The organism is Nocardia sp. NPDC087230 (genome assembly GCF_044744725.1).
Classification (GTDB): Bacteria; Actinomycetota; Actinomycetes; order Mycobacteriales; family Mycobacteriaceae; genus Nocardia; species Nocardia canadensis.
The window spans coordinates 151,046-173,811 of record NZ_JBIUYV010000006.1 but is presented as its reverse complement, the minus strand read 5'-3'; the positions used below and the strand labels follow the sequence as shown (position 1 = coordinate 173,811).

The 22,766-nt window shown below is 68.6% G+C and carries 25 protein-coding genes; 9 read left to right on the top strand and 16 right to left on the bottom strand.

What is annotated here, in order from left to right; all coding sequences use genetic code 11:
* Positions 1-51 precede the first annotated feature (51 nt).
* The 3 genes from ACIO52_RS21720 to ACIO52_RS21710 all read right to left on the bottom strand — a co-directional run bounded on the left by ACIO52_RS21720 (position 52) and on the right by ACIO52_RS21710 (position 2,154).
* Entirely contained in the window at positions 52-684 is a 633-nt protein-coding gene (locus ACIO52_RS21720; protein ID WP_218719037.1) for a response regulator transcription factor, read from the bottom strand.
* Entirely contained in the window at positions 633-1,595 is a 963-nt protein-coding gene (locus ACIO52_RS21715) for a universal stress protein (RefSeq protein WP_402646220.1), read from the bottom strand. Before ACIO52_RS21715 ends, ACIO52_RS21720 begins: the two co-directional genes overlap by 52 nt.
* A gap of 106 nt (positions 1,596-1,701) precedes the next feature.
* The gene (locus ACIO52_RS21710; RefSeq protein WP_402646218.1) at positions 1,702-2,154 is read right to left on the bottom strand and encodes a hypothetical protein; all 453 of its coding nucleotides are present in this window, start codon (positions 2,152-2,154) and stop codon (positions 1,702-1,704) included.
* A 132-nt stretch (positions 2,155-2,286) separates the two neighbouring features.
* On the opposite strand from ACIO52_RS21710, the gene ACIO52_RS21705 reads away from it, so the two are divergent.
* Positions 2,287-2,412: a hypothetical protein gene (locus ACIO52_RS21705; protein ID WP_255587935.1), complete on the top strand. Its 126-nt coding sequence runs from the start codon at positions 2,287-2,289 to the stop codon at positions 2,410-2,412.
* Positions 2,413-2,760: 348 nt separating this feature from the next.
* Here ACIO52_RS21705 and ACIO52_RS21700 read toward each other — a convergent pair whose 3' ends face one another.
* From ACIO52_RS21700 to ACIO52_RS21675, 6 genes are all read right to left on the bottom strand, one after another.
* Positions 2,761-3,534, bottom strand: coding sequence for a sulfite exporter TauE/SafE family protein (locus tag ACIO52_RS21700; protein WP_402646214.1), 774 nt, complete (start codon positions 3,532-3,534; stop codon positions 2,761-2,763).
* Positions 3,535-3,586: 52 nt separating this feature from the next.
* Positions 3,587-4,000 carry a DUF302 domain-containing protein gene (locus ACIO52_RS21695; protein WP_402646211.1) on the bottom strand — a complete coding sequence of 138 codons (414 nt, stop codon included), beginning with the start codon at positions 3,998-4,000 and terminating at the stop codon, positions 3,587-3,589.
* A 40-nt stretch (positions 4,001-4,040) separates the two neighbouring features.
* On the bottom strand, positions 4,041-4,286 hold the full coding sequence (locus ACIO52_RS21690) for a DUF2892 domain-containing protein (RefSeq protein WP_218719042.1): 246 nt from the start codon (positions 4,284-4,286) through the stop codon (positions 4,041-4,043).
* A gap of 20 nt (positions 4,287-4,306) precedes the next feature.
* The gene (locus tag ACIO52_RS21685) at positions 4,307-4,576 is read right to left on the bottom strand and encodes a metal-sensitive transcriptional regulator (protein WP_402646208.1); all 270 of its coding nucleotides are present in this window, start codon (positions 4,574-4,576) and stop codon (positions 4,307-4,309) included.
* An 86-nt stretch (positions 4,577-4,662) separates the two neighbouring features.
* Complete coding sequence (locus ACIO52_RS21680; protein ID WP_342800399.1) at positions 4,663-6,849, bottom strand: MMPL family transporter; 2,187 nt, start codon at positions 6,847-6,849, stop codon at positions 4,663-4,665.
* Positions 6,850-6,995: 146 nt separating this feature from the next.
* Positions 6,996-7,199 carry a hypothetical protein gene (locus ACIO52_RS21675; RefSeq protein WP_402646205.1) on the bottom strand — a complete coding sequence of 68 codons (204 nt, stop codon included), beginning with the start codon at positions 7,197-7,199 and terminating at the stop codon, positions 6,996-6,998.
* 98 nt (positions 7,200-7,297) lie between these two features.
* Here ACIO52_RS21675 and ACIO52_RS21670 point away from each other — a divergent pair, with 98 nt between their 5' ends.
* From ACIO52_RS21670 to ACIO52_RS21655, 4 genes are all read left to right on the top strand, one after another.
* Positions 7,298-8,683 (top strand): rhodanese-like domain-containing protein, encoded by a 1,386-nt coding sequence (locus ACIO52_RS21670; protein ID WP_218719044.1) that lies wholly within the window; start codon positions 7,298-7,300, stop codon positions 8,681-8,683.
* A gap of 648 nt (positions 8,684-9,331) precedes the next feature.
* Positions 9,332-10,138 (top strand): sigma 54 modulation/S30EA ribosomal C-terminal domain-containing protein, encoded by an 807-nt coding sequence (locus ACIO52_RS21665; protein ID WP_402646201.1) that lies wholly within the window; start codon positions 9,332-9,334, stop codon positions 10,136-10,138.
* The gene (locus ACIO52_RS21660; RefSeq protein WP_402646199.1) at positions 10,139-10,300 is read left to right on the top strand and encodes a hypothetical protein; all 162 of its coding nucleotides are present in this window, start codon (positions 10,139-10,141) and stop codon (positions 10,298-10,300) included.
* A 2-nt stretch (positions 10,301-10,302) separates the two neighbouring features.
* The gene (locus tag ACIO52_RS21655) at positions 10,303-11,313 is read left to right on the top strand and encodes a hypothetical protein (RefSeq protein ID WP_342800402.1); all 1,011 of its coding nucleotides are present in this window, start codon (positions 10,303-10,305) and stop codon (positions 11,311-11,313) included.
* Here the strand turns inward: ACIO52_RS21655 and ACIO52_RS21650 are convergent.
* A complete protein-coding gene (locus tag ACIO52_RS21650) occupies positions 11,258-12,883 on the bottom strand; it encodes a flavin-containing monooxygenase (RefSeq protein ID WP_402646196.1) in 1,626 nt (541 codons plus the stop codon). The genes ACIO52_RS21655 and ACIO52_RS21650 overlap by 56 nt on opposite strands.
* A 97-nt stretch (positions 12,884-12,980) precedes the next feature.
* Positions 12,981-14,000, bottom strand: a complete 1,020-nt coding sequence (locus ACIO52_RS21645) for a diiron oxygenase (protein WP_402646194.1) — start codon at positions 13,998-14,000, stop codon at positions 12,981-12,983.
* 249 nt (positions 14,001-14,249) lie between these two features.
* On the opposite strand from ACIO52_RS21645, the gene ACIO52_RS21640 reads away from it, so the two are divergent.
* The gene (locus ACIO52_RS21640) at positions 14,250-15,155 is read left to right on the top strand and encodes an NAD(P)H nitroreductase (RefSeq protein ID WP_402646191.1); all 906 of its coding nucleotides are present in this window, start codon (positions 14,250-14,252) and stop codon (positions 15,153-15,155) included.
* A gap of 123 nt (positions 15,156-15,278) precedes the next feature.
* On the opposite strand, the gene ACIO52_RS21635 is transcribed toward ACIO52_RS21640, so the two are convergent.
* Both ACIO52_RS21635 and ACIO52_RS21630 read right to left on the bottom strand, forming a co-directional pair.
* Positions 15,279-16,178 (bottom strand): universal stress protein, encoded by a 900-nt coding sequence (locus ACIO52_RS21635; RefSeq protein ID WP_402646189.1) that lies wholly within the window; start codon positions 16,176-16,178, stop codon positions 15,279-15,281.
* 97 nt (positions 16,179-16,275) lie between these two features.
* A complete protein-coding gene (locus tag ACIO52_RS21630; protein WP_316574467.1) occupies positions 16,276-17,256 on the bottom strand; it encodes a PfkB family carbohydrate kinase in 981 nt (326 codons plus the stop codon).
* A gap of 321 nt (positions 17,257-17,577) precedes the next feature.
* Between ACIO52_RS21630 and ACIO52_RS21625 the strand changes: the two genes are divergently transcribed.
* A complete protein-coding gene (locus tag ACIO52_RS21625) occupies positions 17,578-18,033 on the top strand; it encodes a pyridoxamine 5'-phosphate oxidase family protein (protein WP_308248523.1) in 456 nt (151 codons plus the stop codon).
* A 137-nt stretch (positions 18,034-18,170) separates the two neighbouring features.
* Here ACIO52_RS21625 and ACIO52_RS21620 read toward each other — a convergent pair whose 3' ends face one another.
* The 3 genes from ACIO52_RS21620 to ACIO52_RS21610 form a co-directional block, all read right to left on the bottom strand.
* Positions 18,171-18,695: a flavodoxin domain-containing protein gene (locus ACIO52_RS21620; RefSeq protein WP_316574468.1), complete on the bottom strand. Its 525-nt coding sequence runs from the start codon at positions 18,693-18,695 to the stop codon at positions 18,171-18,173.
* Positions 18,695-19,126, bottom strand: coding sequence for a hypothetical protein (locus ACIO52_RS21615; protein WP_218719055.1), 432 nt, complete (start codon positions 19,124-19,126; stop codon positions 18,695-18,697). The genes ACIO52_RS21620 and ACIO52_RS21615 overlap by 1 nt, the downstream gene beginning before the upstream one ends.
* Before the next feature lie 297 nt (positions 19,127-19,423).
* Positions 19,424-20,605: a universal stress protein gene (locus tag ACIO52_RS21610; protein WP_402646185.1), complete on the bottom strand. Its 1,182-nt coding sequence runs from the start codon at positions 20,603-20,605 to the stop codon at positions 19,424-19,426.
* A gap of 472 nt (positions 20,606-21,077) precedes the next feature.
* Between ACIO52_RS21610 and ACIO52_RS21605 the strand changes: the two genes are divergently transcribed.
* Complete coding sequence (locus tag ACIO52_RS21605; RefSeq protein WP_218719057.1) at positions 21,078-21,740, top strand: DUF2267 domain-containing protein; 663 nt, start codon at positions 21,078-21,080, stop codon at positions 21,738-21,740.
* Between the two features lie 443 nt (positions 21,741-22,183).
* Complete coding sequence (locus ACIO52_RS21600) at positions 22,184-22,555, top strand: nitroreductase/quinone reductase family protein (RefSeq protein WP_402646182.1); 372 nt, start codon at positions 22,184-22,186, stop codon at positions 22,553-22,555.
* Positions 22,556-22,766 lie beyond the last annotated feature (211 nt).

The window sequence follows — 22,766 nt, the reverse complement described above, 5'->3', positions numbered from 1 at the left end:
TTCACGGCGAGCCATTGTCGCGTGTGCCCGGCGCAGGGCGACATATCGTCCCTACTCGTCGAGTTTCGATGCCATGACAGCTGCTTGAGTGCGGCGTTCGACCCCGAGCTTGGTCAGCAGTCGGGAGACGTAGTTCTTGACGGTCTTCTCCGCCAGGTACATGCGCGCGGCGATCTGCCGATTGGTCAAACCCTCGCCGAGCAGGGCGAGCAGGGTGCGTTCCTGTTCGGTGAGGGTGGCCAAGGGGCCTGTCTTCCCCGCCGCTTCGGTGCGCAGCTTGGTCATGAGGGCGGCCGCGGCGCGATTGTCCAGCAGGGACTTACCAGCACTGACGTCGCGGATGGCGGTGATCAGCTCGAGGCTCTTGATGTCTTTGATGACATAGCCGCTGGCGCCGGCCAGAATGGCGTTGAGCATGGCTTGTTCGTCGGTGAACGAGGTGAGGATCAGGCACCGCAGCGCGGGGTTCGCCGAGAGCAGTTCACGGCAGAGCTCGATGCCGTTGCCGTCCGGGAGCAGGACATCGAGCACGGCGACGTCCGGACACAGCGCGGGGATGCGAGCCAGCGCCTGCGAGCAGGTGCCGGCCTCGCCGATGACCTCGAGGTCGGGCTCCAGGTCGATGAGATCGGCTACGCCGTGTCGAACGATTTCGTGATCGTCGACCAAAAAGACCTTGACCATGGGTGCGGACCTTTCGTTTCCTGTGACAGTTGCAGCCTACGGTGCGGTCGCGCGCCGTGCGATCGATGGTGATCGCCCGATCGTGGGCGCGCAACGATAACGGGTACCGGCGCATTGTCGAGTACCGTACGGCTCACCGATCCGAGGGTGAACCCGGCGATCCCGCCGCGGCCCCGGCTGCCGACGACGATCAACTGCGCGTCTTCGGCCGCGTCGAGGAGCCGCTGGGCGGGATCGCCCTCGGCGAGGATCCGCCGCACCCTGACGTGCGGAAACTCCTGGGCGTATCCGGCGAGACACGCCGACAACGTGGCTTGCGCCTGCTGAGCCTCGTCCAGCGCTGCCGGGTCGTCGCCGGTTCGGGTCCACGCCAGCAAGGCGACCACGTCGACGCCGCGCGCCGTGGCCTGTGCGAACGCGACCTCCACCGCGTGCGCACTGGCCGCGGACCCATCGATGCCGACCAGGATGGAACGGGAGCGCTCGGGCGCCGGGGCGGCGGGAACGACGACCACCGGACACATCGAGCGCCGGACGAGCGCGGCGCTGGCCGAGCCGAGAACCGCCCGGTCGAAGGCATCCATTCCGCGAGTCCCGAGCACGAGCAGCCGCGCCGAGCGCGACCTCTTGCTGAGTGCCCGCACGGGGGCAGGCCACGTGAGCTCGGTCGAGATATCGATGGTGTTCGCTCCGGCGACTCGCCGTGCCTCGCGCTCGGCGGCGGCCAGCGCGGCGATGCCCTCGTCCAGGTATGACTGGTGGTGCAGGCCCACTTCGCCCAGCCGAGAGCCCAGGTCCCATCCTGTCCCGATGGCGTGCACCAGGTGTAACGGCACGTGCTGCAGACTCGCTTCCTCGGCAGCCCATCGAACTGCTGCCAGGGCGAGCTGGGAGTTGTCGACGCCGGCCATGACCGGCCTGTCCCGCCGCGATGTCTTCACCGGGACACCTCGGTATCGGCGGCACCGTCGGGATGAGCCAGGGCACCCCAGTTCGAGCAGCGACGCCTGTGGCCCGTCATGCCGGCGACGATCCGTACGGGAGGGGCGGGGAGAAGCCGGCGCGCGCACTCGGCCGACGCAGCCGGTAGGCGAGCAGGCACACGGCGACGCCGAGCAGCCCGAATACTGGCTGCAGCCAGTTGAACCGGCCGATGATGAACGGCTGCAGCGTGACCCAGCCGACCAGCAGAAGGCCGCTGTACGACCCGACGATCGCCGTCCTGGGGTCGGCGCGCACCCCGAGGGCCGCGGTAGCCGCCATCGGCACTCCGACGATCGTGGCCAGGAGCAGTCCGGCGAGGATCTGACTGCTGAACGGGAGGCGGGCGGCGATCTCGTCGCCGAGGTCGACGCCACCGCCGACGAGACCGAGGGCGCCCACGAAGGCCCACAGCGCCACGAATCCGGCAGTGCCGACGAGGCCCGCGCGTAGCGCGCGTCGAGTCTTGCGTTGTTCGAAGGTGGACATGATTGTGCCTCCTGGTGAGCTACTTACTCCCACCGAGCACGTCGGAGAGAGGTCGACGGGGTGTGGGTGGTGGTCGCCGGTCGTCAGGTGCCGGACCGATGCGCAGGACGACCTGGGGACCGGGGATGGCCGATGAGGCTGCTGAGCAGTCGTCGACCCGCGACGAGTTCGGTGATCTGGGTCAGCGCGCAGGTCGGCAACCCGGAAGCGGCGCACTCGATCGAAATAGCCGGACCTGTCGGGGTCGCGGCGCAGTGACAGTCGCGAACTGTCGAAGTCCCATCGCCACGGCTGGGTGTTGTGGATCGACGGGACGCGGCACGCCAGCTGAATCCCTGCCCGGATAGTCCACCGGCTGGGGACCGCGGGGGCTTGTCCATAGGTCATAGCGGCCAGTGTGCTCGGGACGGGCCCTTCTCCGGGACGGCCATTACGCCTGTCTGGTGAGGACCAAATGCCCTCGGTCACGTCGGCCGGAGCGACCCAGCGAGCGCGCCTCTGCCGAACCCGCCCGGCGATCGGGCGGGTCGGACGAACGGCGGGCCAACCTCGCCGCACCCGACATCGCGAACCGCTGACGGCCCGACGACCGGTTCGGTGCGGCCGCTAACGGAGGAAGTGCACTTCGATGATGACGAAGGCCGCCACGGTGAAGATCAGGAAGGCGAACCACCGCTGGAGCCGTGCGACGTCGACCCGCTGTCCATACCGGCCCGCGACGAGCGATCCGCCGATGGCGGTCGCGGTGAACGCCGCGGCGACGCGCCAGTCGAGGCTGAGATCACCGAGGTAGGCGAGCAGCCCGGAGGCCGAATTGGCGGTGACGATCACCAGGGATGTGCCGATCGCGACCGACATCTCGATGCCGAGCAGGAGGACGAGGGCAGGGACGATGAGGAAGCCGCCGCCGACCCCGAACAGTCCGGTCAGAAAGCCGACGCCGAGTCCGACGGGCACGGCACGGGAGGCGCAGCGGCGCCAATTGATGGTCGATCCGTCGACCCGGCACGCGGTACCGATGCTGTCGTCACTCGCGAGCATCCGGGTTCCAGCGGCGATCATGACCACGGCGAATCCGGCGAGGGTCAGCGCAGGGGGAAGGTAGCGGTTCACGGCGCTTCCCGCGAACGCGGCAGGAAGTCCGGTCACGGCGAACACGCCCGCGACTCGCCACTGCACGAGACCCGACCGGATCTTGGGGATGGCGCCGACCAGTGCGGAAACGCCGACGACGAGCAGCGACATCGGCACCGCCTGGCCGAGCGGAATCCCCAGTCCGTAGACGAGCCCTGGCACGGCGAGAATCGACCCGCCGCCGCCGAGGAGGCCGAGCAGGATGCCGATGACAGCACCCAGCAGCACGGAGACGAGGATCGTCAACGATGTCTCCTTCTGGACGCGGGTGTCGTGATGTCCTCGTCGGACGCTCGCGCTAGCGCGCTCGATCGCCGGTGGTCAGTGCGTCGATCGCGGCCTGCAGGCGGCGGCCCGCCTCGTCGGCGATCGGCGCGAGGGCGGGTTGGTCGGTGACCTGGACGAGCAGCTGCGGATTCATCGCCTCGACCACAACGGTGCCCGGCACGGCCGCGTCCTCCCGGACGACCACATTGCAGGGCAGCAGCAGTCCGATCTGCCGGTTCGCCTCCACCGCGCGGTGCGCGAGTGGCGGGTTACAGGCACCGAGGATCAGATAGCGCTCCATGTCCGCGTCGAGTTTGGCCTTCAAGGTGGCCTGCATGTCGATCTCGGTGAGTACACCGAACCCTTGTTCCTGCAACGCCGCTCGGGTGCGGGTGACCGCTTCGGCGAACGATGTCGTCAACGTGGTGGACAGCGCGAGGTTCATCGATGGTCTCCGTTCTGGTTGGTCCGGGTTCTGCACTGGGCTAGTGGCCGGTAGGTCGGACTCGGCAGCCGGCGCGTTCGAGTCCGACCTTCTCCATGATCAGACTGGCGGGGCACCAGCCGACGGCGGCGTAGAAGACGAGATTGACGCCGACGAAGGTCGTGAGCAGCAGCCACCAGGGCGTGAAGACGAGGGCCGAGGCCACGCTCACCAGCACGATCGCTCCGGCCATGAGTGGCACAACTCGTTCGACAGTCCAGCCCTGATGTCGGGGTAGGTTTCCCACCGGGTTCACCTTCCTTGTCGTCAGGCGAGGGCGAGGAAGAGCTTTTCCAGCTCTGCTTCACTCATGGGTTCCTTGCCGTCCGTGGCGTCGCCGGCCAGGCATTCGCGTAGTCCGCTGGCCACGATCTTGAACCCCGCCTTGTCCAATGCGCGGGACACAGCTGCGAGCTGAGTGACCACGTCTTTGCAGTCGCGCCCGTTCTCGATCATCGAGATCACCCCGGCGAGCTGCCCGTGCGCGCGGCGCAGGCGGTTGAGTACCAGCGCGATACTCTCGTCATTTCCGACCATGGCGAATCCTTTCTGGGACGGACCTCAAGTATACCCTAGGGGGTATGTGTGGTGGGGTAACCCGCACCACACATACCCCGTTCGCGTCAGCCGTGCGAGAAGCTGACCTTCGGTAAGGCGCGCCGCAGCCAGGCCGGTGACCACCAGGCGGCGTGGCCGGTCAAGCGCAGCAGCACCGGCAGCAGGATCAGGCGGATGAACACCGCGTCCAGCAGCACGGCGACGCCGAGGATGATTCCCATCTCCTTGGGCGGCAGCGGCTCCGCGAGCGCGAAGGTGAAGAACACCGCGACCATCACCGCGGCGGCGGCCGCGATGATGCGGCCCGAATGAGCCAGACCCATGACATGCGCGACGTGCGGATCACCGGATTCCTCATAGTGCTCCTTGGCGGTCGCGAGCAGGAATACCGTGTAGTCCATCGCGATGGCGAAGATCATCGCGAAGAAGAACACCGGCCCCCAGCCGTCCAGAAAGCCTTGCGGGGTGAACCCGAGCAGGCTCGCGCCGTGGCCGTCCTGGAAGATCAGCTTGGCCACGCCGAACGCCGCCGCGGTCGAGAGCAGGCTCACCACGGTCCCGAGGATGGCGATGAGCGGAGCCTGGAGCGCGACCAGCAGCAGTGCGAAGCCGAGCACGAGGATGACGCCGATGATCACCGGCAGGTAGTCGTCGAGGGCTTGCTGGAGGTCGAGGTTCTCCGCCGGGGCGCCGCCGACCAGCGCCTGCGACGGCAGATCGGCGCGCAAGCGATCGAGGATCGCGCCCATCTCCGCATCCGACGGGTCGACGGCCGGGATCGCCTGGAGCATCACATGATCGGAGCCGTCCGCGCTCGGCATCGGCGGTGTGACCATGGCGATGCCCTCGGTCGTCCTGGCGGTGGCGGCGGTAGCCTCGGCATCGGCTGCGGGGGCGATGATCTGGTACATACCGGGCGCGCCCTCGCCCATCTGAGCCTGAATCAGTTCGTATCCCTGGCGCACCGAAGCGTCGGCGGGCACGACCTGTATCGAGGGCATGGCCACCTTCAGGCCGAGTACCGGCAGCGCCAACGCCGTCAGCACCAGGAGGGAGCCGATGGCGAAGGGCCAGGGGTGCCTGTGCAGCAGATTTCCCCAGGACTCGAACCGGGGTGACCGGTGCTGCTGGCGGGTGGCGTACGGCAGCGATCCAGCGTTGATCTTCGGGCCGAGTGCGCCCAGTGCCGCCGGGAGCAGGGTCAGCGTCGCGGCGAGCACGAATGCGACGGCGAGCATGATGCCCACGGCCATGGTCCGCACCGCGGGTGCGGGGACGAGCAACACGGCGGACAGGCTCACCAGCACGGTCAAGCCGGACAGGACGACCGCCTTGCCTGCGGTGTCCATCGTCTCGGCGACGGCGGCAGGGGTATCTGCGGCCTTTCGCAGCGCATCGCGGAACCTCGCGACGATGAAGAGGGCGTAGTCGATGCCGAGCGCCAGGGCGAACATCATGGCGAAATTCATCGCCCACACCGAGATCGGGGTGGCCGAGTTGAGCAGCACCAGGCCGCCGGCGGAGGCCACCAGACCTGCGAGGGTCAGCAGCAGTGGCAGGCCCGCGGCGACCAGTGAGCCGAACGCGAGCACCATGATCGCCAGTGTCACCGGCCAGGAGAGCATCTCCGCCTTGATCATGGCGTCGTGGTTGGCCTTGTTGAACTCGCTCCACAGTGCGGAAGCGCCGGTGGGATAGACCTCGATGTCCGCCGTCGACAGCGCGGTCAGCTTGTGCCCGAGGTCGTCGACCGCCTTGACCATCTCGTCCGTGCTCGCGGCGGAGCCGGCGATCAAGACGCCGGTATGACCGTCCGGGCTGATCGTCATCCCGGGCTGGGGGGCGATGACGTCGCCGAAGCGGTCGTCGCCCTGGAGCAGGGCGATCGCCTCGGCGAGGACCTGCTGCATCGACGGATCCGAAACCGGCACGGAATCCGAGTGCACGACCACCTGCACCGCGGCGGAGGAATTCCCGCCGAAGTGCTGCTGTGCCAGCTCGCGGACGCGCACCGACTCCGAGCCGTTGGCCTGCCAGCCGGCGCCCGCCAGGGAGTTGAACACGCCCGGCGCCGCGGCGCCGAGGGCGACCAGCGCGATCAACCACACACCGAAGACCCACTTCGTGTGCGTGGCCATCCGCGCACCCCAGCGGGCCAGCGCCCCGCCGGGGATCCCCGGCGGGGCGGATCCGTGCTCGGGTTTCGATGTCGTCGGCGACAGTTCACCGGCGGATGTGGTGTTGCTGCTCAATGCGAGGCTCCTTATACGGGAGGGGGTATATTTTCGGGCGGGATCTGCCCCTGGAGAGTGGGGAATTGACAGCGAGGGCGGCAGGGCGAGCGGTGCCGCCGGTTGTCACTCGACCCGGTGGCTCATCGCGCGCCCGGCTCGGGTGGTCAGCGGCCCAGGATGCGGCCGAAGATTCCGCGGTTACCGGCGCGGTCGGCGTGTGTCTCGCAGGTGCACCGGCGCGATGCGGGCACCGAATTCATCACGCTGGCGACATGCGATCCGCAGCCGCCCCATGTGGTCTTCTTGCAGGTCGAACAGGTGACCGGGTAGCACATGAGCTCCTCCTCGGAGATGTAGAGATCTGACATCAAGATACCCCGGGGGGTACTTGCATACCCTAGGGGGTATGTGGCAATCTGTCCACAGCGGCAGCGAGAACGTGTCGTCGCGGAATGGAGGAAGCGTGATGATTCTCGAGCAGTACTACCTCGAATGCCTGTCCCATGCCTCGTACCTGATCGGCGACGAGAGCTCCGGACGGGCCGTCGTCGTCGATCCGCGGCGCGACGTCACCGAGTATCTCGACGACGCGCGGCGATTCGGGCTGACGATCGAAGGCGTGATCAACACGCATTTCCACGCGGACTTCGTCTCCGGGCACCTCGAGCTGCTCGACGCGACCGGTGCGTGGATCGGATTCGGTGCCGCGGCCGAGACCGCCTACCCGATTCGCCGGCTCGCGCACGGCGAACGCGTCTCGCTGGGCGAGGTCGAGTTGGAGGTGTTGTCCACTCCCGGGCACACCTGGGAATCGATCAGCCTGCTGGTGCGTGAAAACCCGACGGCCCGGCCGACGGCGGTGCTGACCGGTGACTCGCTCTTCATCGGGGACGTGGGCCGACCCGACCTGGTCAACCTCGGTGACGGCTCCACCGCCGACCTCGCCAGGGCGATGTACCGCACCATCCACGAAACACTGCTGACGCTGCCGGATTCGGTGATCGTCATGCCCGCACACGGCGCGGGTTCCTCGTGCGGAAAGAACCTCTCCGCAGAGCTGACCTCGACGATCGGGGAGCAGCGTAGAACCAATCCGTCGGTGCAGCCGATGAGTGAGGAATCCTTCGTCGCTTTGATCACCCACGGTCAGCCGGCCGTCCCGGAGTACTTCCATGTCGACGCCGCCCTCAACAAGGGCAACCGTGCCGTGCTGGATCCGAGCCGCGCCGTTCCGTCCTTCACCGCGCGACAGGTTCGCGACGAATTGGCTTCCGGCACGATCGTTCTCGATGCCCGCACCCCGGAGGACTTCGCTGCCGGGCACCTGCGCGGATCGGTGAACGTCGGTTTCGACGGCCGCTTCGCCGAAACCGGCGGCATGGTGGCCGAGATCGGCGACCGGATCGTGCTGATCGCCTATCCCGGCGAAGAACAGAACGCGGCGCTGCGACTGGCGCGCATCGGGTCCGACGAGGCGGTCGGGTACTTCACAGTCGACCACGGCGGAGTCTTCCCGGCTGAACTGACGGATCTCGTGCAAGCCGCACCGAGGACAACCGTCGAGCAGCTGCGACAGCTACTCGACGCCGACCGGGTCGCCCTCGTCGATGTCCGCAACCCCGGCGAGCGGGAGTTCGGCTACATTCCCGAAGCGACCTCGATCCCGTTGGCGCAGTTGCGGTCCAGGATCGGGGAGCTGCCCACGGGTGTGCCGATCGTGGTGCACTGCGCGGGTGGCTGGCGCTCGAGCGTTGCCGCGTCGCTGCTCCGTTCGCTGGGCGTCGAACAGGTCAGCGACCTGGTCGGCGGCTACAACGCGTGGATCGACCACCGGGCAGCGGCGACGGCCTGACCTCGGCATCGCCGTCGGCCGATGGTCCGGACCGGCGGTGGGAGAACGCCGAGGTGGCGAGCGGCCTCGAGAAACACCGCGGGTTCCGTCATGCCCATTCGGACGGCCGCTTCGGACCTCCTCCGGCCGAGCTCATCACCTCGTTCCACCATCCCTGGAGCGGACTCGGTTCCGGCCAGCGCACCGTCGTCGCTGATTCGGCGCCGTCGTCGAGCGGCAGGGGAGCGGGGTCTTCGCCACGGGCGAGCGACATGGGTACCTCCTGGTGGGACTCGGCCGGTGTCACAGTCTGGAATGTCGGGGGGAGCGGCGAGAAGTGCCGGAAGTCCGTGTCTGCCGGGCCGCACGGCTCTTCATCTACTCGAGGCGCGCCTGACACCGCTCGGCCGGACCGGCGCGATGATGTCGCACCGATGGTGTCGGAGCCGGTGCCAGGGCCGAATCGACGAAGAGCCACCAGGCGGAGAAGAACGCGAGTCGCCACCCGGAGCGAGCGAGGACCGGCAGCGGCACTGCCTGCTGTCGGTCGGGGGAGTGACGAAAGACCTCCGAATCTGTGCCCAATGCGCTGAGTCGGCCGGTATTGGGGCCCTGCCCGCGCGCGCCCGGGTCGGCGAGTCTGATCAGGTGAGACAGAAGGAGAACGCCATGCTGCAGAGCACGGAATCGCCGGAGGCGACTGTGCGGATCTCGTTGGGGCGGCACGTGTCCGCCGCGGCGACGGAGTACGCGCGCGAGAAGATCGGCTGCGCATTGCGGTCAGCGTCGGAACCGGTGCTGTCGGTGCGGGTTCGGCTCGTGGGTCACGCGGACCCGGCGGTCGTGGAGCCGATCATGGCGCAAGCGAATGTGAACATGGCCGGAGTCGCGGTGCGCGCGCAGGTGACGGCCGCGACCACTCGCGAAGCCATCGATGCGCTGGCGGATCGGTTGCGTGTTCGGCTGGAGCGCTTGTCGCGGCGCTGGGAAGCGCAGCGCGGTGGTGATCGCCTGCCCGCGGACACGACGGGCTGGCATCACGGGGCCGCCCCTCGGCAACGCCTGCCCTACTTTCCGCGCCCCATCGAGGAGCGTGAGATTCTGCGCCGCAAGTCGTTCGCCCTCGCGGCGGAGACCTGTGACGAGGCGGCGTTCGATATGGCGTTGCTGGACTACGACTTCCACCTGTTCACCGAATCCGGAAGCGGCCTCGACAGCGTCCTGTACCGGTCGGGTCCCACGGGGCTTCGCCTGGCGCAGCTCGACCCACGGCCTGACCAGGTGATCGGGGGTAGAGAAGCCGTCTCGATCAGTTCCGCGCGCCCACCCGAGCTCGGTGTCGACGCCGCCGTCGACCGGTTGGAGGTGACGGGATGGCCGTTCGTGTTCTTCCGTGACCCGGAGCGGGGTCGCGGCCGAGTGCTGTATCACCGCTACGACGGGCACTACGGCCTCCTCACCCCTGCGGCGGTGTAGATGCGCGTCGTCGACGTGGTGGTGGGTTTTCCGGCGCTGTTCCCGATCGGCCTGGTGCTTCTCGCGCCGGACGGCACCAGCGACCGGGCACAGTCGTCGACACCGTTTCGCCGCCGATCTGCTCAGTGGGCGGCGGCGGAACCGGCCGTACGGAGGCACTGAGGATGCCGATCGAACCGGACCCGATCGTCGCACGACTGCTCCGCTCCGGGGAGCCGTCCATCCGCTGGCGGACGCTCGTCGGTGTGGTCGGATTGCCGTCTCGGGATCCCGCGGTCCTCGCGGCGGTGGCTGCGGTACCCGGCAGCGAGCGCGTGGGGCGTCTGCTCTCCGAACGGCTCGCCGACGGCACCCTGCCCTTCCACCCTTACAGCGCCAAATGGCGGGGGGCGCATTGGGTGCTGGTCGCCTTGGCCGAGCTCGGGTACCCGTCGGGTGACGACGCCTTGGTGCCGCTGCGCGAGCAAGCCTTGGACTGGGTGTTGTCGTCGGAATACGAGCGGCGTCATATGGGCCGGGTTCGGGGACAGAAGCTGCCGACGTTGCACGCGTCGATCGAGGGCAACCTGATCTGGGCGCTGCTGCGGTTGGGGCTGGCCGACGAGCGGGTCGATCGCCTGGCCGCCCGTCTGCTCCGTGCTCAATGGCCCGACGGCGGCTGGAACTGCGATCGGCGAGCGACCGGTCGCGTGTCGTCCTTCGGGGAGAGCCTCGTCCCGCTGCGGGCACTGAATGCCTATGCCCGCACCACTCGAGATTGTGAGGCTCGTGAGGCGGTCCTGCGCGCCTCCGAGCTGTTCCTCGGCCGTCGACTGTTCCGCCGCCGCACCGACGGCTCGATCATCGATCGGTCCTTTCTCGCGCTGCACTTCCCGTGCTATTGGCACTACGACATCCTGTTCGCGCTGACAGTACTGGCCGAGGCCGAGTTGATCGACGACCCACGCTGCGCCGAGGCTCTCGACGCGGTCGAGGCGAAGCGCTTGCCCGACGGCGGTTTTCCCGCGGAGGCCAAGTTCTATCGCGTCAGCTCCGCGCACCCCGGCGGTGGGTCGTCCCTGGTCAGCTGGGGACCTACCAGTCACCGGTTGCCGAACGAATGGGTGAGCTGCGCAGCGCTCACCGCGCTGACCGCGGCCGGGCGTCGCGGCGGGGAGCGCGGTCGGTCCTCGTGAGCTCACGGTTATCCACAGTGTCCGTGACCATGATCTCGGGAACCGCCGATGGAGTCCGATGCGTGGTAACGGCCGAATCCACGTTCTGCCGGCTGAATTTCAAGGCCGGGTCGTCGACCGGGCCGTTGCGCAGGCGTGCGAGGTCGGAGGCGTAGGTCATCGTCACGGTCCACGGGCCGGAGGTGCCCTGTTTGGGGAGCGCGTCCGCCGCCCGGCGTACGTAGCCGGCATGGAAGTCGAGCATCGGCCGATGCTCGACCGACCTGTCGGCGACCGGTTCCACGGTGTCGTAGCCGCGCTCGTCGAGCAGTCGCAGCAAGCGACACAGGTGTTCGCACACCAGATCCAGCTTCAGCGTCCACGACGAATTGGTGTAGCCGATCGCGTAGGCGAAGTTCGGTACGCCGCTGAGCATCATTCCCTTGAACGCCATGGTCCGGCCGACGTCGATGGGCGCACCGTCCTTGCTCAGCTGGATGCCGCCGAAGGGAAGCAAGCGCAGACCGGTCGCGGTGACGACGATGTCGGCGTCGATCCGCCTGCCGGAGGTCAACGCGATGCCGTGCTCGAGGAAACGGTCGATGTGGTCGGTGACCACTTCGGCTCTCCCCTCACGGATGGCCCTGAACAGGTCGCCGTCCCGGACCGCGCACAGCCGTTCGTCCCAGGGGTCGTAGCGGGGGTTGAAGTGGACGTCGACCTCGTACCCGCGCGGCAACAGCGCCTTGTTCACCGCGCGGATCATCCGGCGGGTCACTGTCGGATGCCGTGTGCTCAACTCCCAGAGGAATCGCTGGCGGGCGATGTTGAGCCGCCGGGCGACGCGGTACGCCGTAGTCCCGGGCAGCACCGTCCGCAGCGCGACCGCCAGATAGTCGGTACCGGGCAGCGGCAGGACATAGCTCGGTGATCGTTGCAGCATGATGACCCGGGCCGCGGTCGCGGCCATCGCAGGCACCAGGGTGACCGCGGTCGCGCCGCTGCCGATCACCACCACCCGGCGATCTCGGTAGTCCAGGTCCTCGGGCCAGAACTGCGGGTGGACGATCGGCCCCGCGAAGTTCTCCTGACCGTCGAAATGGGGCGCGTGCGCCTGCTCGTAGGAGTAGTAGCCCGCCGCGCTGAACAGGAATCGGCAGGTCATTGTGACGATGCGGTCGTTCGCCACCTGCACGCGCACCGTCCAACGGGCCTGTTCGGTCGAGAAGTCCGCGCTGAGCACCTTGTGCCCGAACCGGATGTTCGGCGCCAGTTCGTCCTCGTCGACGGCCTCGGCCAGGTAGTCGAGGATGTCCGCGCCGTCCGCGATCGCCGAATCGTGGGCCCATGGCTTGAATGCGTAGGCGTAGGTCTGCAGGTCGGAATCCGATCGGATGCCGGGGTAGCGGAACAGGTCCCAGGTGCCACCGATCCTGTCCCGCGCGTCCAGCAGCAGGAAGGACCTGCCCGGCAGCTGCGTCTTCAAGTAATGGCCCATGGCGATGCCGGAGAGTCCGGCGCCGACCACGAGCACGTCGAGATCCACCGCCGAATCGTGCTGGGGATGTGAAAGTTCCGGCTCACTGGACATGATGTGTGACTCCTGTCGAGGTTGATGTGTGGTGATGGCGCACGGCCCGATCGCGCCCACGCGGTGCGAAGCAACGGCTGGGTGACCGGGTCGCGCCTCAGGCGGCCGAACGGCGCGCGGGTTCGCTGCGGTACCGCGATGCCGGACCGTCGATGCCGAGCAACCGCCACACCTGCCGGGCGAGGGGGTTCATCAGCCCGGCGTCCGTCGCCAGGGCGCGGACATCGGCGAAGACGTCCCGCAATTGCCGGGTGGAATCCGCGTTGTCCCAGAACGCCTCGCGGATCACGCTTTTCGGGATGCCGAGCTCATCGGTCATCTCCTTCGGCGGGATCACGATGACGTCACACAACACCCGCATGATGAGGGGAAATGCCAGCGACAGCAGCAGCCGGCGGACGGGCCGGTAGGTGGTGACGGTCTCGCGCAGGTAGCGATGCGCGAACGAGATATGGCGCGCTTCCTCGGCGACGTGAATCTGCATGATCCGCTCGATCAGTGGATGCAGCTCGACATCGGACCTCAGGTACGCCTTCTGGATGTGGTCGATCGGTTCCTCGCCGGCCAGCACTCCGGCCCAGAACAGCGCCGGGGTGAACTGCCCGGCAAGCGAGATGAACGGCCCCGCCCGACGGAACAGTCGACGCGCCCCGGGAACATCGGCCCCCGAGCGGTTGACGAACTCCTGGAACATCTGCGTGTGATGGCACTCCTCGGTCGCCTCATGCGTGATGTAGCGAAACTCCGGTCTGCCGTTGGGGAGGGTGATCGCGAACGCCATGATCCCGCCGATCAGGATCTCCTCGAACGTGCGTCCGACCTTGCAGACATTGGCCTGGCGCCAGATGCCGATCGCGATCTGCCGTTCGACGGGAAGGGCCCGGTACCAGGGGTGCCTGCCGAGGGGATCCACGTCGGGCAGCACCCAGCGTGGGTCGTTCCAGCGGATCTCGTAGTCGGGGTTGTCCCAGGCGATGTCGGTGAAGGCGTCGAAGTGCACGGTGACCGATGCTTCGGACAGGGTCTTCATGGTTTCGTCGAAGGTCTGCTCGCTGGTCATTTCACTCCCAGGGCTCGGCGGCCGACGGCCGCAAATAGGTGTAACTGAGAGTTGCATGTTTCTCTGGTCGTGCCAACGCGCCGAAAGGCAACACCATCAAGGGCTTCGGTCCTACGTGCGAGGGGTCTTTCGGCCCTGGGTGGTGTTCGCTGCGGGAGCGGAAACCCAGGTGTCCGGCGCGGTCCTGGCGCGATTCTCGGCGGTCCGGGTATCGGCCCGAAGTCATCTCAGACGATGCCTTCGTGCTCTAACCTCGCTCGGAGCGCGGTGGCACGGTGGGAGAGGCAGACGAAAGGACGACGCCCCATGGACCCCGCAATGCCCGACCGCCGCACCGTCACAGCGGCACTGACGCTCGCTGGGCGTGCGCCGTCCCGGCGCAACACCCAGCCGTGGCGGTGGCGGGTGACCGATCGCGCTGTCCACCTGTACCTGGATCCGCGATATTCGCCGTTCGCGACAGACCGGGAATCGCGCGACGCGATGCTGGGCTGTGGCATCGCGCTGCACCATCTGAGCGTGGCCTTCGCCGCAGCCGGGTGGGCCACGGTCGTCCGCCGGCTGCCGGATGTTGCCCGACCCGGGCTTCTGGCGTCGCTTCGATGGGTACCGCATCGCGCCACGATGCTGGAGAAGTCGCTGCGCGAGGCGATCACGGAGCGGCGCAGCGATCAACGCCCCTACCAGATGCGTCCGATACCAGCCGGGTACCTGAGCTTGTTCCGTGAGCGCGCGGCGGCGTCGGGTGGCGTCGTGCATCTCCTCTCCGACAGAGATCGCGAATGCCTCGCGGGCTCGCCTCGCCCGAAGGTGTTCTCGGCGAGCCGGTCTGCGCTCGCTGGGGAGCCTCCCGGAGGTGCGCCGCGATGGTCGCCGATCGAGGCCGGTTCCGCGGAGAGCGCGGACGTTGCGGTCGTCGACTACGCCGAGCTCTTCGTGGCCGGCACACCGACCGACGATGCGCTGTCGAGGCTGCGTGCCGGTGAGGCGGTCAGCGCTGTGCTGCTGACCGCCACCAATATCGGGCTGGCCACGTGCTTGCTCACAGAGCCGCTCGAGTCGCGACGGGACTTCCTCCGGACCGAGGCGCTGGGCGGCACGGCGTTTCCCCAAGCTCTCCTGCGCGTGGGATGGGCGCCGGATATCGGTGCGGCGCCGACCATGACTCCTCGTCGTCCGATCGAGGACCTGATGCTTCCCGAGTGCGGCTGACACCGACGTCGGCGTGGTCGGCCCTCACTCGAAGCGCGGAGGAACGACGACGACCGAGGTCATCGGCAGATTGTCGGGATCGAGCAGAATATGGGCGGCGGCCTCTGCTCACGGGCGCAGGACTCAGCCGATCATCTGGTCGGCCGCGCGACGGAGGCGGAGGCGTTCGATGGCGGTCGGATGCGCCTGCTGCTCGGGAACCATCAGGACCGCGCAACGAGTGTGCTGGAGGGCAAGGTACGAGGTTCCGCTCAGCTGTGGCCAGAACGGTCTGCGGTGCCGGGCGGTGACCACCAATTGCGCTGTGGCACCGAATTTCTCGATGGCGGTGCGGGTATGGCCGAAGTAGGTGACCAGCCGAGCCCGGACAGTGGGGAAGTGGCGTCCGTGAGAGGCCAGCAGTGCCTCGATATCCTGCTCGGCGCGAGGCGTCGAGGTACGCGCGGCCGGTCGGGTGACGGTCACGACCATCATCTCGCTGCGGCGCTCAGCGGCGGCACGCATCGCGGCCGACAGCGCCAGGGACGCGCCGCTGTCCGTGGGTGTGGTGACGACCAGCACCGGCCCCACCGCCGCGGCCCCGCTGGCTGGGGGCCGGATCACCGCGACGGGGCAGTGCGCCGACGCCGCCAGCGTGGTCGCCACGGACCCGAGCATCGACCGCGTGGTTCGGCTCGCACTGCCGACGACGACCTCGGAGGCGTTCGCCGACAAGCCGGTCAGCCTGGTCGCCGGATCCCCGCGCAGCGCCCGCGTGCTGATCGCGGGCGCCGGGGTGGGTGCTGTGCGTGCCCACCGGTCGAGCACAGCGCGACGGGCGCTGTCGAGGATTGCCGCCTTCGTCGGTGCGTCGACATGTCGGCCCGCGACGTGGACCAGCCGCAGCGGAACGCGCCGGGCGTCGGCGACGACAGCGGCCCACTGCGCCGCGCGGATGGCGGTGGCTGAATCGTCGACGCCGACGACCACGGGCGCCGCGGAAGTCCGTTGCCGGTCGTGGTCGTCGGTGGTGATCTCACTCATATCTTCAGGGTCGCCGTACCGGCCGGCCTCCGGCAGGGCACCTGTACCTGAACAACGGGGACTTTCGGCACAGTGGGCCCGGAATGGCCGGACACCGTCATTCGGTGACGGAGCCGGTCGCCCGCACTGCGCGGACCCGAGCCGCGAGTGTGTCCACCGTCGCGGATTCGAAGATGTCGGTGCCGGGCAGCATGACGGTGGCCGCCGCGGCGGCCACCCCGAGCTCGCATGCCAGCGGCACGTCGGCGCCCTCAGCCAACTGGTGTGTGATCGCCGCGACCAGGCTGTCTCCCGCGCACGCGTCGCTGCGCGGCGGCGTCGGCAGGTGCGGCGCCGCTATCACGCGGTGGCCGTTGCTGTCGGAGCACACCGCGCCGAGCGCACCGACCGTGGTGATCGCGTGTTCGCAGGCGCCGCGCTCGAGCAGCAGGGCGTTGGCCGCGCACGCGTCGTCGTACCCGCTGATCGGACGGCCGATCAGGGCGGCGGCTTCGACGCGATCCAGCCGAACCAGGAAGACGCGTTCGGCCAGCATCGTCGTCAGCTGGCTGCCGGCGATGTCGGCGATCAGCGCGGCGCCGGCATCGGCGACGGTGCGCGCCACCGTGGCACTGAACTCCGCGCTCAGACCGGGCGTCGCACTGCCGGAGAGCACGAAATAGTCGCAGTGCCGAGCGGTTCGGGTGATCATGTCGAGACAGTGCCGCTCCTCAGCGGCGGACAACGTCGGCCCCTCGGGAACGACGTGGTAGCTGCTCGCCGACTCCCGCTCGGCGATGACGAGGGCCTCGCGGGTGTCCTCGCCGATATCGACGGGTAGGTGCGCGAGCCCTTCGTCGTCGAGCAGCCGGTTCAACCGCGCGCCCACTTCTCTGCCCGCGGTATGCAGGGCCAGGGCCGTACCGCCCAGACGCCGGACACCGCGCGCGACATTGATGCCCCCGCCGCCACCGCGTATCGATCGCAGCCGCGCACGTGACTTGCCCTCGGGTCGCAGGCGCGCGACCTCCAGGGACAGATCCACCGTGGGATTGATGGTGAAGGTCGCGATCGGTACCGGATGCGTGCTGGGGTCCATGACGCCAGCATGGCGTGGCGGGTTGCGTCCCGGCAGAGCCGAACGTCCACGCCGGGTTCGCCATTGGTCGCCTGTGCGCGGTCTCGAACGTCGGGGCGATGACATGCCCCAGGGTGGTCCGCCGGTCGGTGGCCGCCTTCCGCATCACCACGGCATCGTTGCTTCGAAGGGCTGAAAGGCCCATCGTGAAGGGGCCTTCGGCACTAGGCCATCGCTCGGCCTATTTGGTCTCATCAGGACCGGACCGACGAACAGAAGGCGAGGTCGAAACCTGGTGCGGCTGATCGAGATGTGGCGTTCGCCTCTCGCCGGAGTCCCGCGGTGATCGACTCGGGGAACGCGGGTGATGCGCAGCGCCAGGTAGTCGAGCTGGGACGGGCGGAGGCGTTGCGTCTGCTGGCGAGCGTGCCGATGGGCAGGGTGGTCTACACCCGCGACGCGTTGCCGGCGATCCGCCCGGTCAATCACCTCCTCGACGAGGACGGGTTGATCGTCGTGCGGACCCGCCTGCACTCCCCGCTCACCGGGCTCGCCTCCCACAGCTCGCCGGTGGTGGTCACCTACGGCGCCGACGAGATCGATCCGGTGCGCCGCGTCGGATGGTCGGTGTCGGTGACCGGACTGGCCCGCACCGTCTCCGACCCCGGGCGCATCGCGAGCTACGAGCGGCGGCTGCGGCCCTGGGTGGAAGGCATGATGGACGCCGTCATCACGATCGATCCCGACATCGTCACCGGTATCCGCCTGCGGGAAAGGGAAGTACCCGAGCACAGCTGACGCTGTGCCCGAGCGCACCGCCCGGCCACGAGCTCAAACTCGGCGCCGGGCCGAGCGATGATCAGCGGTGAGTCGATGCCGCCGTGCTGGTGCCCTGATCGCGCCGACCCGCGAGAGGCCGTGCGCGACCGGCATGCTCATCGCGCATCCGGGAGGCTCGGTGAGGCGGCGGCCAGCCGGGCCGCCCATTCGGTGGCGCGCTGGAGCTCACCGGAACGAAGCGGACCGGTCATGTCCTCGACCAGGAAATCGGCAGGGGCGGCCGCGAGGTGGTACCCCAGGTGTCGCAGACGCTTGGCGATGCCTTTCGCCGCCGAACCCGGCAGCCAGGGCGGATGAGCGATCTTGGTGCCGAAGGCGGCGGCCGACCGTGGCGACGGCACTGGCAGCGCCGCGTCGAGCCATTCTCGAATCCCGATCTCGATCTCGACGGGATCGTCGGTCTGGCCCGCCGCATCCTGGCGGGTGGCGGTTCGGCTGAGCCCGAACGCGTGCGTGGGACCACCGACGACGAGCAGGTCGACCTGTGGTGCCGGGTGATTCACGGCCTCGGCGACAGGGGACACCGTCACCTCGAAATGTGACCGTAGGCCGGTCGCGACGGCTTCGGCGATCGCGGCGGTGTTGCCGAACATGGACTCGTAGACAACCTGCGCATGCATCAGTTCAACTCGCTTCGCGGTCGGAGGTCGGTGTGGTCGTGCAGTGGTGGCGTGCCCAGAGCGGCAACGGCGAAGGCGAAAACGAGACAGACCGGTTGTAGCCAGCTGAACTCGCGCAGCAGCGCGAGTTGGAGCAGAATCCAGCCGATCAGCGCGGACGCGGCCACCAACGTCGTCTGCGCGTTGTGCGTGTCGTCGTCGGTGACTGTCAGTGCCACGACCGCCATCGGCAGGCCGACCACCAGCGCGAGCCCCACTCCCGCCAGGATCGGGCTGTGGAGGGGGATCCGCTCGACGGACGCGGGGCTCAACGGCACCGCGCCGGTGATCAGGCCGAAAGCCCCGGCGAACGCCCACGTCGCCATCAGCCCGGCGAGTAGGCACAGGACCGATCGGCGTGGGTCGAGTCGCCGCAGATACCTCGAGATCATGAACCCGAGCATGGCCGGTCCGCCGTGGTCGAGGTCAGGGCCGAAGGTCCTGGGAGACGAGGACCAGCGGCCCGATCAGATGACCTTCGGCCGTCCCGCGCCCCGGTACGCCGTGCCGACACGGGAACGACGTTGATGCGTTTGCCGCCGGGAACGGTACTCGCGGCGTCACCGGTCACGCCCTGACCTGCCCCTCCGGTTCGTCCGTCGACGACGACAGGTCGGTGTCGGCACGCGTGGGTCGACGCGGTCGCGGTACAAACGCGGCGTCGGCGTCGGAACAGCAGGCGTCACGGATCAGTCGTGATGCACGACCATGACCGGGCACTCGGCGTGTTGCGCGAGCCAGTTGCTGGTCGACCCGAGAAGCAGACCGCGGAAGCCACCACGACCCCGACTACCGACGACGAGCAGCTGTGCGGTCTGCGACCAATGGGCCAGGCGTTCGCGTGGCCCGAACACCTCGACCTCGCGCCGGACCACCACGTCGGGGAACAGCTCGGACCATCCGGCCAGGCGTTCGGCCAGCAGCGCCTCTTCGGCGACGGCGAAGTTGTCAACCGGCATCGCCAGGTAGTCGACACCGCCGAACTGCCCCTCCGACAGATCACTCCACGCGTGCACCGCAACGAGTTCGGCCCCGCGCAGCGAGGCCTCGGCGAAAGCCGCGCCGATCGCAGGTTCACCGACGCCGCTGCCGTCGACCCCGACCACCACCGGACCGTCGCGGCGATCTGGATCGGGTCCGCGCACGATGACGACGGCACCGTGGGCGTGCGCGGTCACCGCGAGCAACGTCGAGCCCAGATGGGCGAGCGCGCCCGCGGCGGGGGTCGCGCCGAGCACGACCAGATGCGCGTGCGCCGACGCATCGATGAGCGTTCGGGCGATCCGCCCGTTCGCGAGTTCGGTGGTCAGGGTGACGGCCGGCGCGGCGGCGCGCGCCTCGTCGGCGGCGGCGGCGAGCATCTGTTCGGCCGCGCGCCGGATGTCCTGCATGGTGGCGTAGATGAAGGCGTCGTAGGCGCTGCGCGGCGTTCGATCGGCGATCGGTTCGGTGCAGTGCACGATGCGCAGGGCACGGCCGCGGTCCGCGGCCGTGCGTGCTGCCCAGCGGACGGCGCTGATCGATCCTTCCGATCCGTCGATTCCCACGACGATCGCGGCCGAGGCGATCTGGTGCGGGCTCTCGGTGTGCTGTGTCATGGTCGTCTCCTGATGGCTGGGATTGTTCCTGCCGAGTGGTCTGCTGTCGCGAGGGCGGTGTCCGGGGGAGCGGGGCGGGAACGCGCCGCGATGCCAGGTGTCATCGGCGACCGCGAGGGTCTCGACCAGTGGTGCGCTGGTGTCCAGCGTGACAGCGCCGGGGCAGGCGACGTCGGAGGCCGCCGTCGCGTCGGCGATCTCGGCGGTCGCGTCCGACTCGCTGCCGCGTCGGTCACCGATGCGTTGGTGGGCAAGTTCTCGGGGCAGGCGCACCGCAGGACGACACCGGTGGGTCTCCCAGACCTGAGCCGGCGGCGCCCGCGGTCGCGCCGCCGGCGAGCACGAATTCCGATCCGGCGGTGTCGGTTTCCAGCCTCGCCGGGACCCGCATCGGCCGGATACGGTCGAAGGTCCCGCGTGGCTGCGGCGTTGGTCCTCGGTAGATCCGCGAAGGCTCACGACAACCGCCGGCCGGGCCCGCCGACCGACGAAGAAGTCCTCGACGCGGGGGGCTTTCAGCCTTGACGGCGGTGTCCTTCGGATCTGGGGCGGTTCGGCCGCGGTGCCGATGATGGAGGTATCGAGCACGATCCCCGGGTGGGCGACAACGACGTCGTTCACCCAGCTACACCGGCACAGCGTGGTGGACGGCGTGGCTCGTGCGCCTGGCGTGGCTGTTTCCGCGGGGTCTCGCGCCGTTTCGGCGAAGTTCGCCGAACCCCGTGCCGGCAATCAGGAGGAACTCATGTCGAACCATCACGATCCGCTGGCCCCGACGGTCCACACGGCCCATGTGTGGCTACGTGCCGTAGCCGAAAGTCTCGATACCGACGATCGCCGGTTCGCCATGCGGGCACTGCGTGCGTGGTTGCACACGGTGCGCGATCGGATCGGTATCGACAGTTCGGCTCATCTGTCCGCGCAGCTGCCGGAGCTGTTGCGGGGTGTGTACTTCGAGAACTGGGTACCGAGTCACCTTCCGGTACGGCACGGCCTGCGGGAGTTCTGCTCGCAGTTCGCCCGGGAAGCCGGGATCGAGCTCGCGGAGGTTCCCGGAGTGGTGGCGGCGGTGACCTACGCGCTGGACGCGAAATTCTCCCCCGGCCTGCTCCCGCGCGTGTTCTCCGGGATGCCGATCACGCTGTTCCGCCTTCTGTACGGGGCGACCTCCGATATCGCGGGCGAACTGCACCTGCCCGCGGTCGGCGTGGAGGAACAGCCGGAGCCGGATCGTCTGACGCGACTCGAGCAGCACGTGACGACGCTCACCGAGGCGGTTATGGCGCTGTCACACGGACTCGAGCAATTGCCGACGGAAGCGGACACCTCCACGCGGACCGCCGAGTCCGCGCGCCGCGCGCACGATCTGCTGCTCGCGAGTGGCTTCGGTGGCGGCACACCGGTCTGACGCCACGGGGACGCGCGAAACGTGACCTGACGACAGTGCGTGCCGTACACGCGCGGGCGGCCCGGACCCCGTGGTTGCACAACACCCGAACGCCGCCGCCCCCGCGGACCGCTCGCCGACCGGTCGACAGCATCCTGGATGTCGATGGCCTCGACGAGTCTCGGAACGAGAGCGAAGTATCGGGGTTCGGGTAGAACGAATTCGCTCCCGGCGCACGAACTTCGGCATCCGGTCGGCGCGGTGCCCGACACACAACGGCGCGCGAGCGGGTTCGGAGTCCGAAATGCCCTCGGGACAGGGACTTCGGCTTCTGGCGACGTGCGTGGTGGCGAGACGATGATCCGATCATGAGCCTCTCGACGAATTTTCACGCCCCTGGCATCGGGGCGTCCTTCCTGGTCTCGGCTCTCGGAATACCGTTGGTCGCGCGGTGTGTGCCCACGATGACCGAGTTGCGCTACCGGGGACGACGTTCCGGACGGCCCATCGCGCTACCGGTGGCGTACGCGCGGGTGGGCGATCTCGCCGTCGTCCGGGTGGCGCGCTCCGAGACCAAGACCTGGTGGCGCAATTTCGCTGCGCCGCACCCGGTGTCGATTCGGCTACGCGGCCGCTGGGCGGACGGCGTGGCGCATGTCGCCTACCCGGGTTCGCTCGAGCACGAGGAGCTCGCGGCCTACTATCAGCAGACCTTCACCCGCTGTGCGGTTCCGGTGGACGATCCCCTGGTGGTGATCCAGCTGCCCCGGCGCCGACGTGGACCTCGTGAGTCCGGGCACGGTGGACGCCGAGCGCGTTCTGGCGGCGCTGGATGACGTCGGTGACGGTCGGTGAGGCCCTGGGTTTTCGCCGACAAACCAGCGGGATCGCCGGCGCTTCTCCGGTGCGACAGCTCGCGCTCGTGTCACTGGAACCGTCCCGACGCCCTCGGCTGCCGGAATCGCCGGTGGCGAAAGGCACCTGTGGCCAGGACCAGGGGCCCTAACGAAATAGTCACCGGATTGGTCGAATTGGGGAAACGACGGC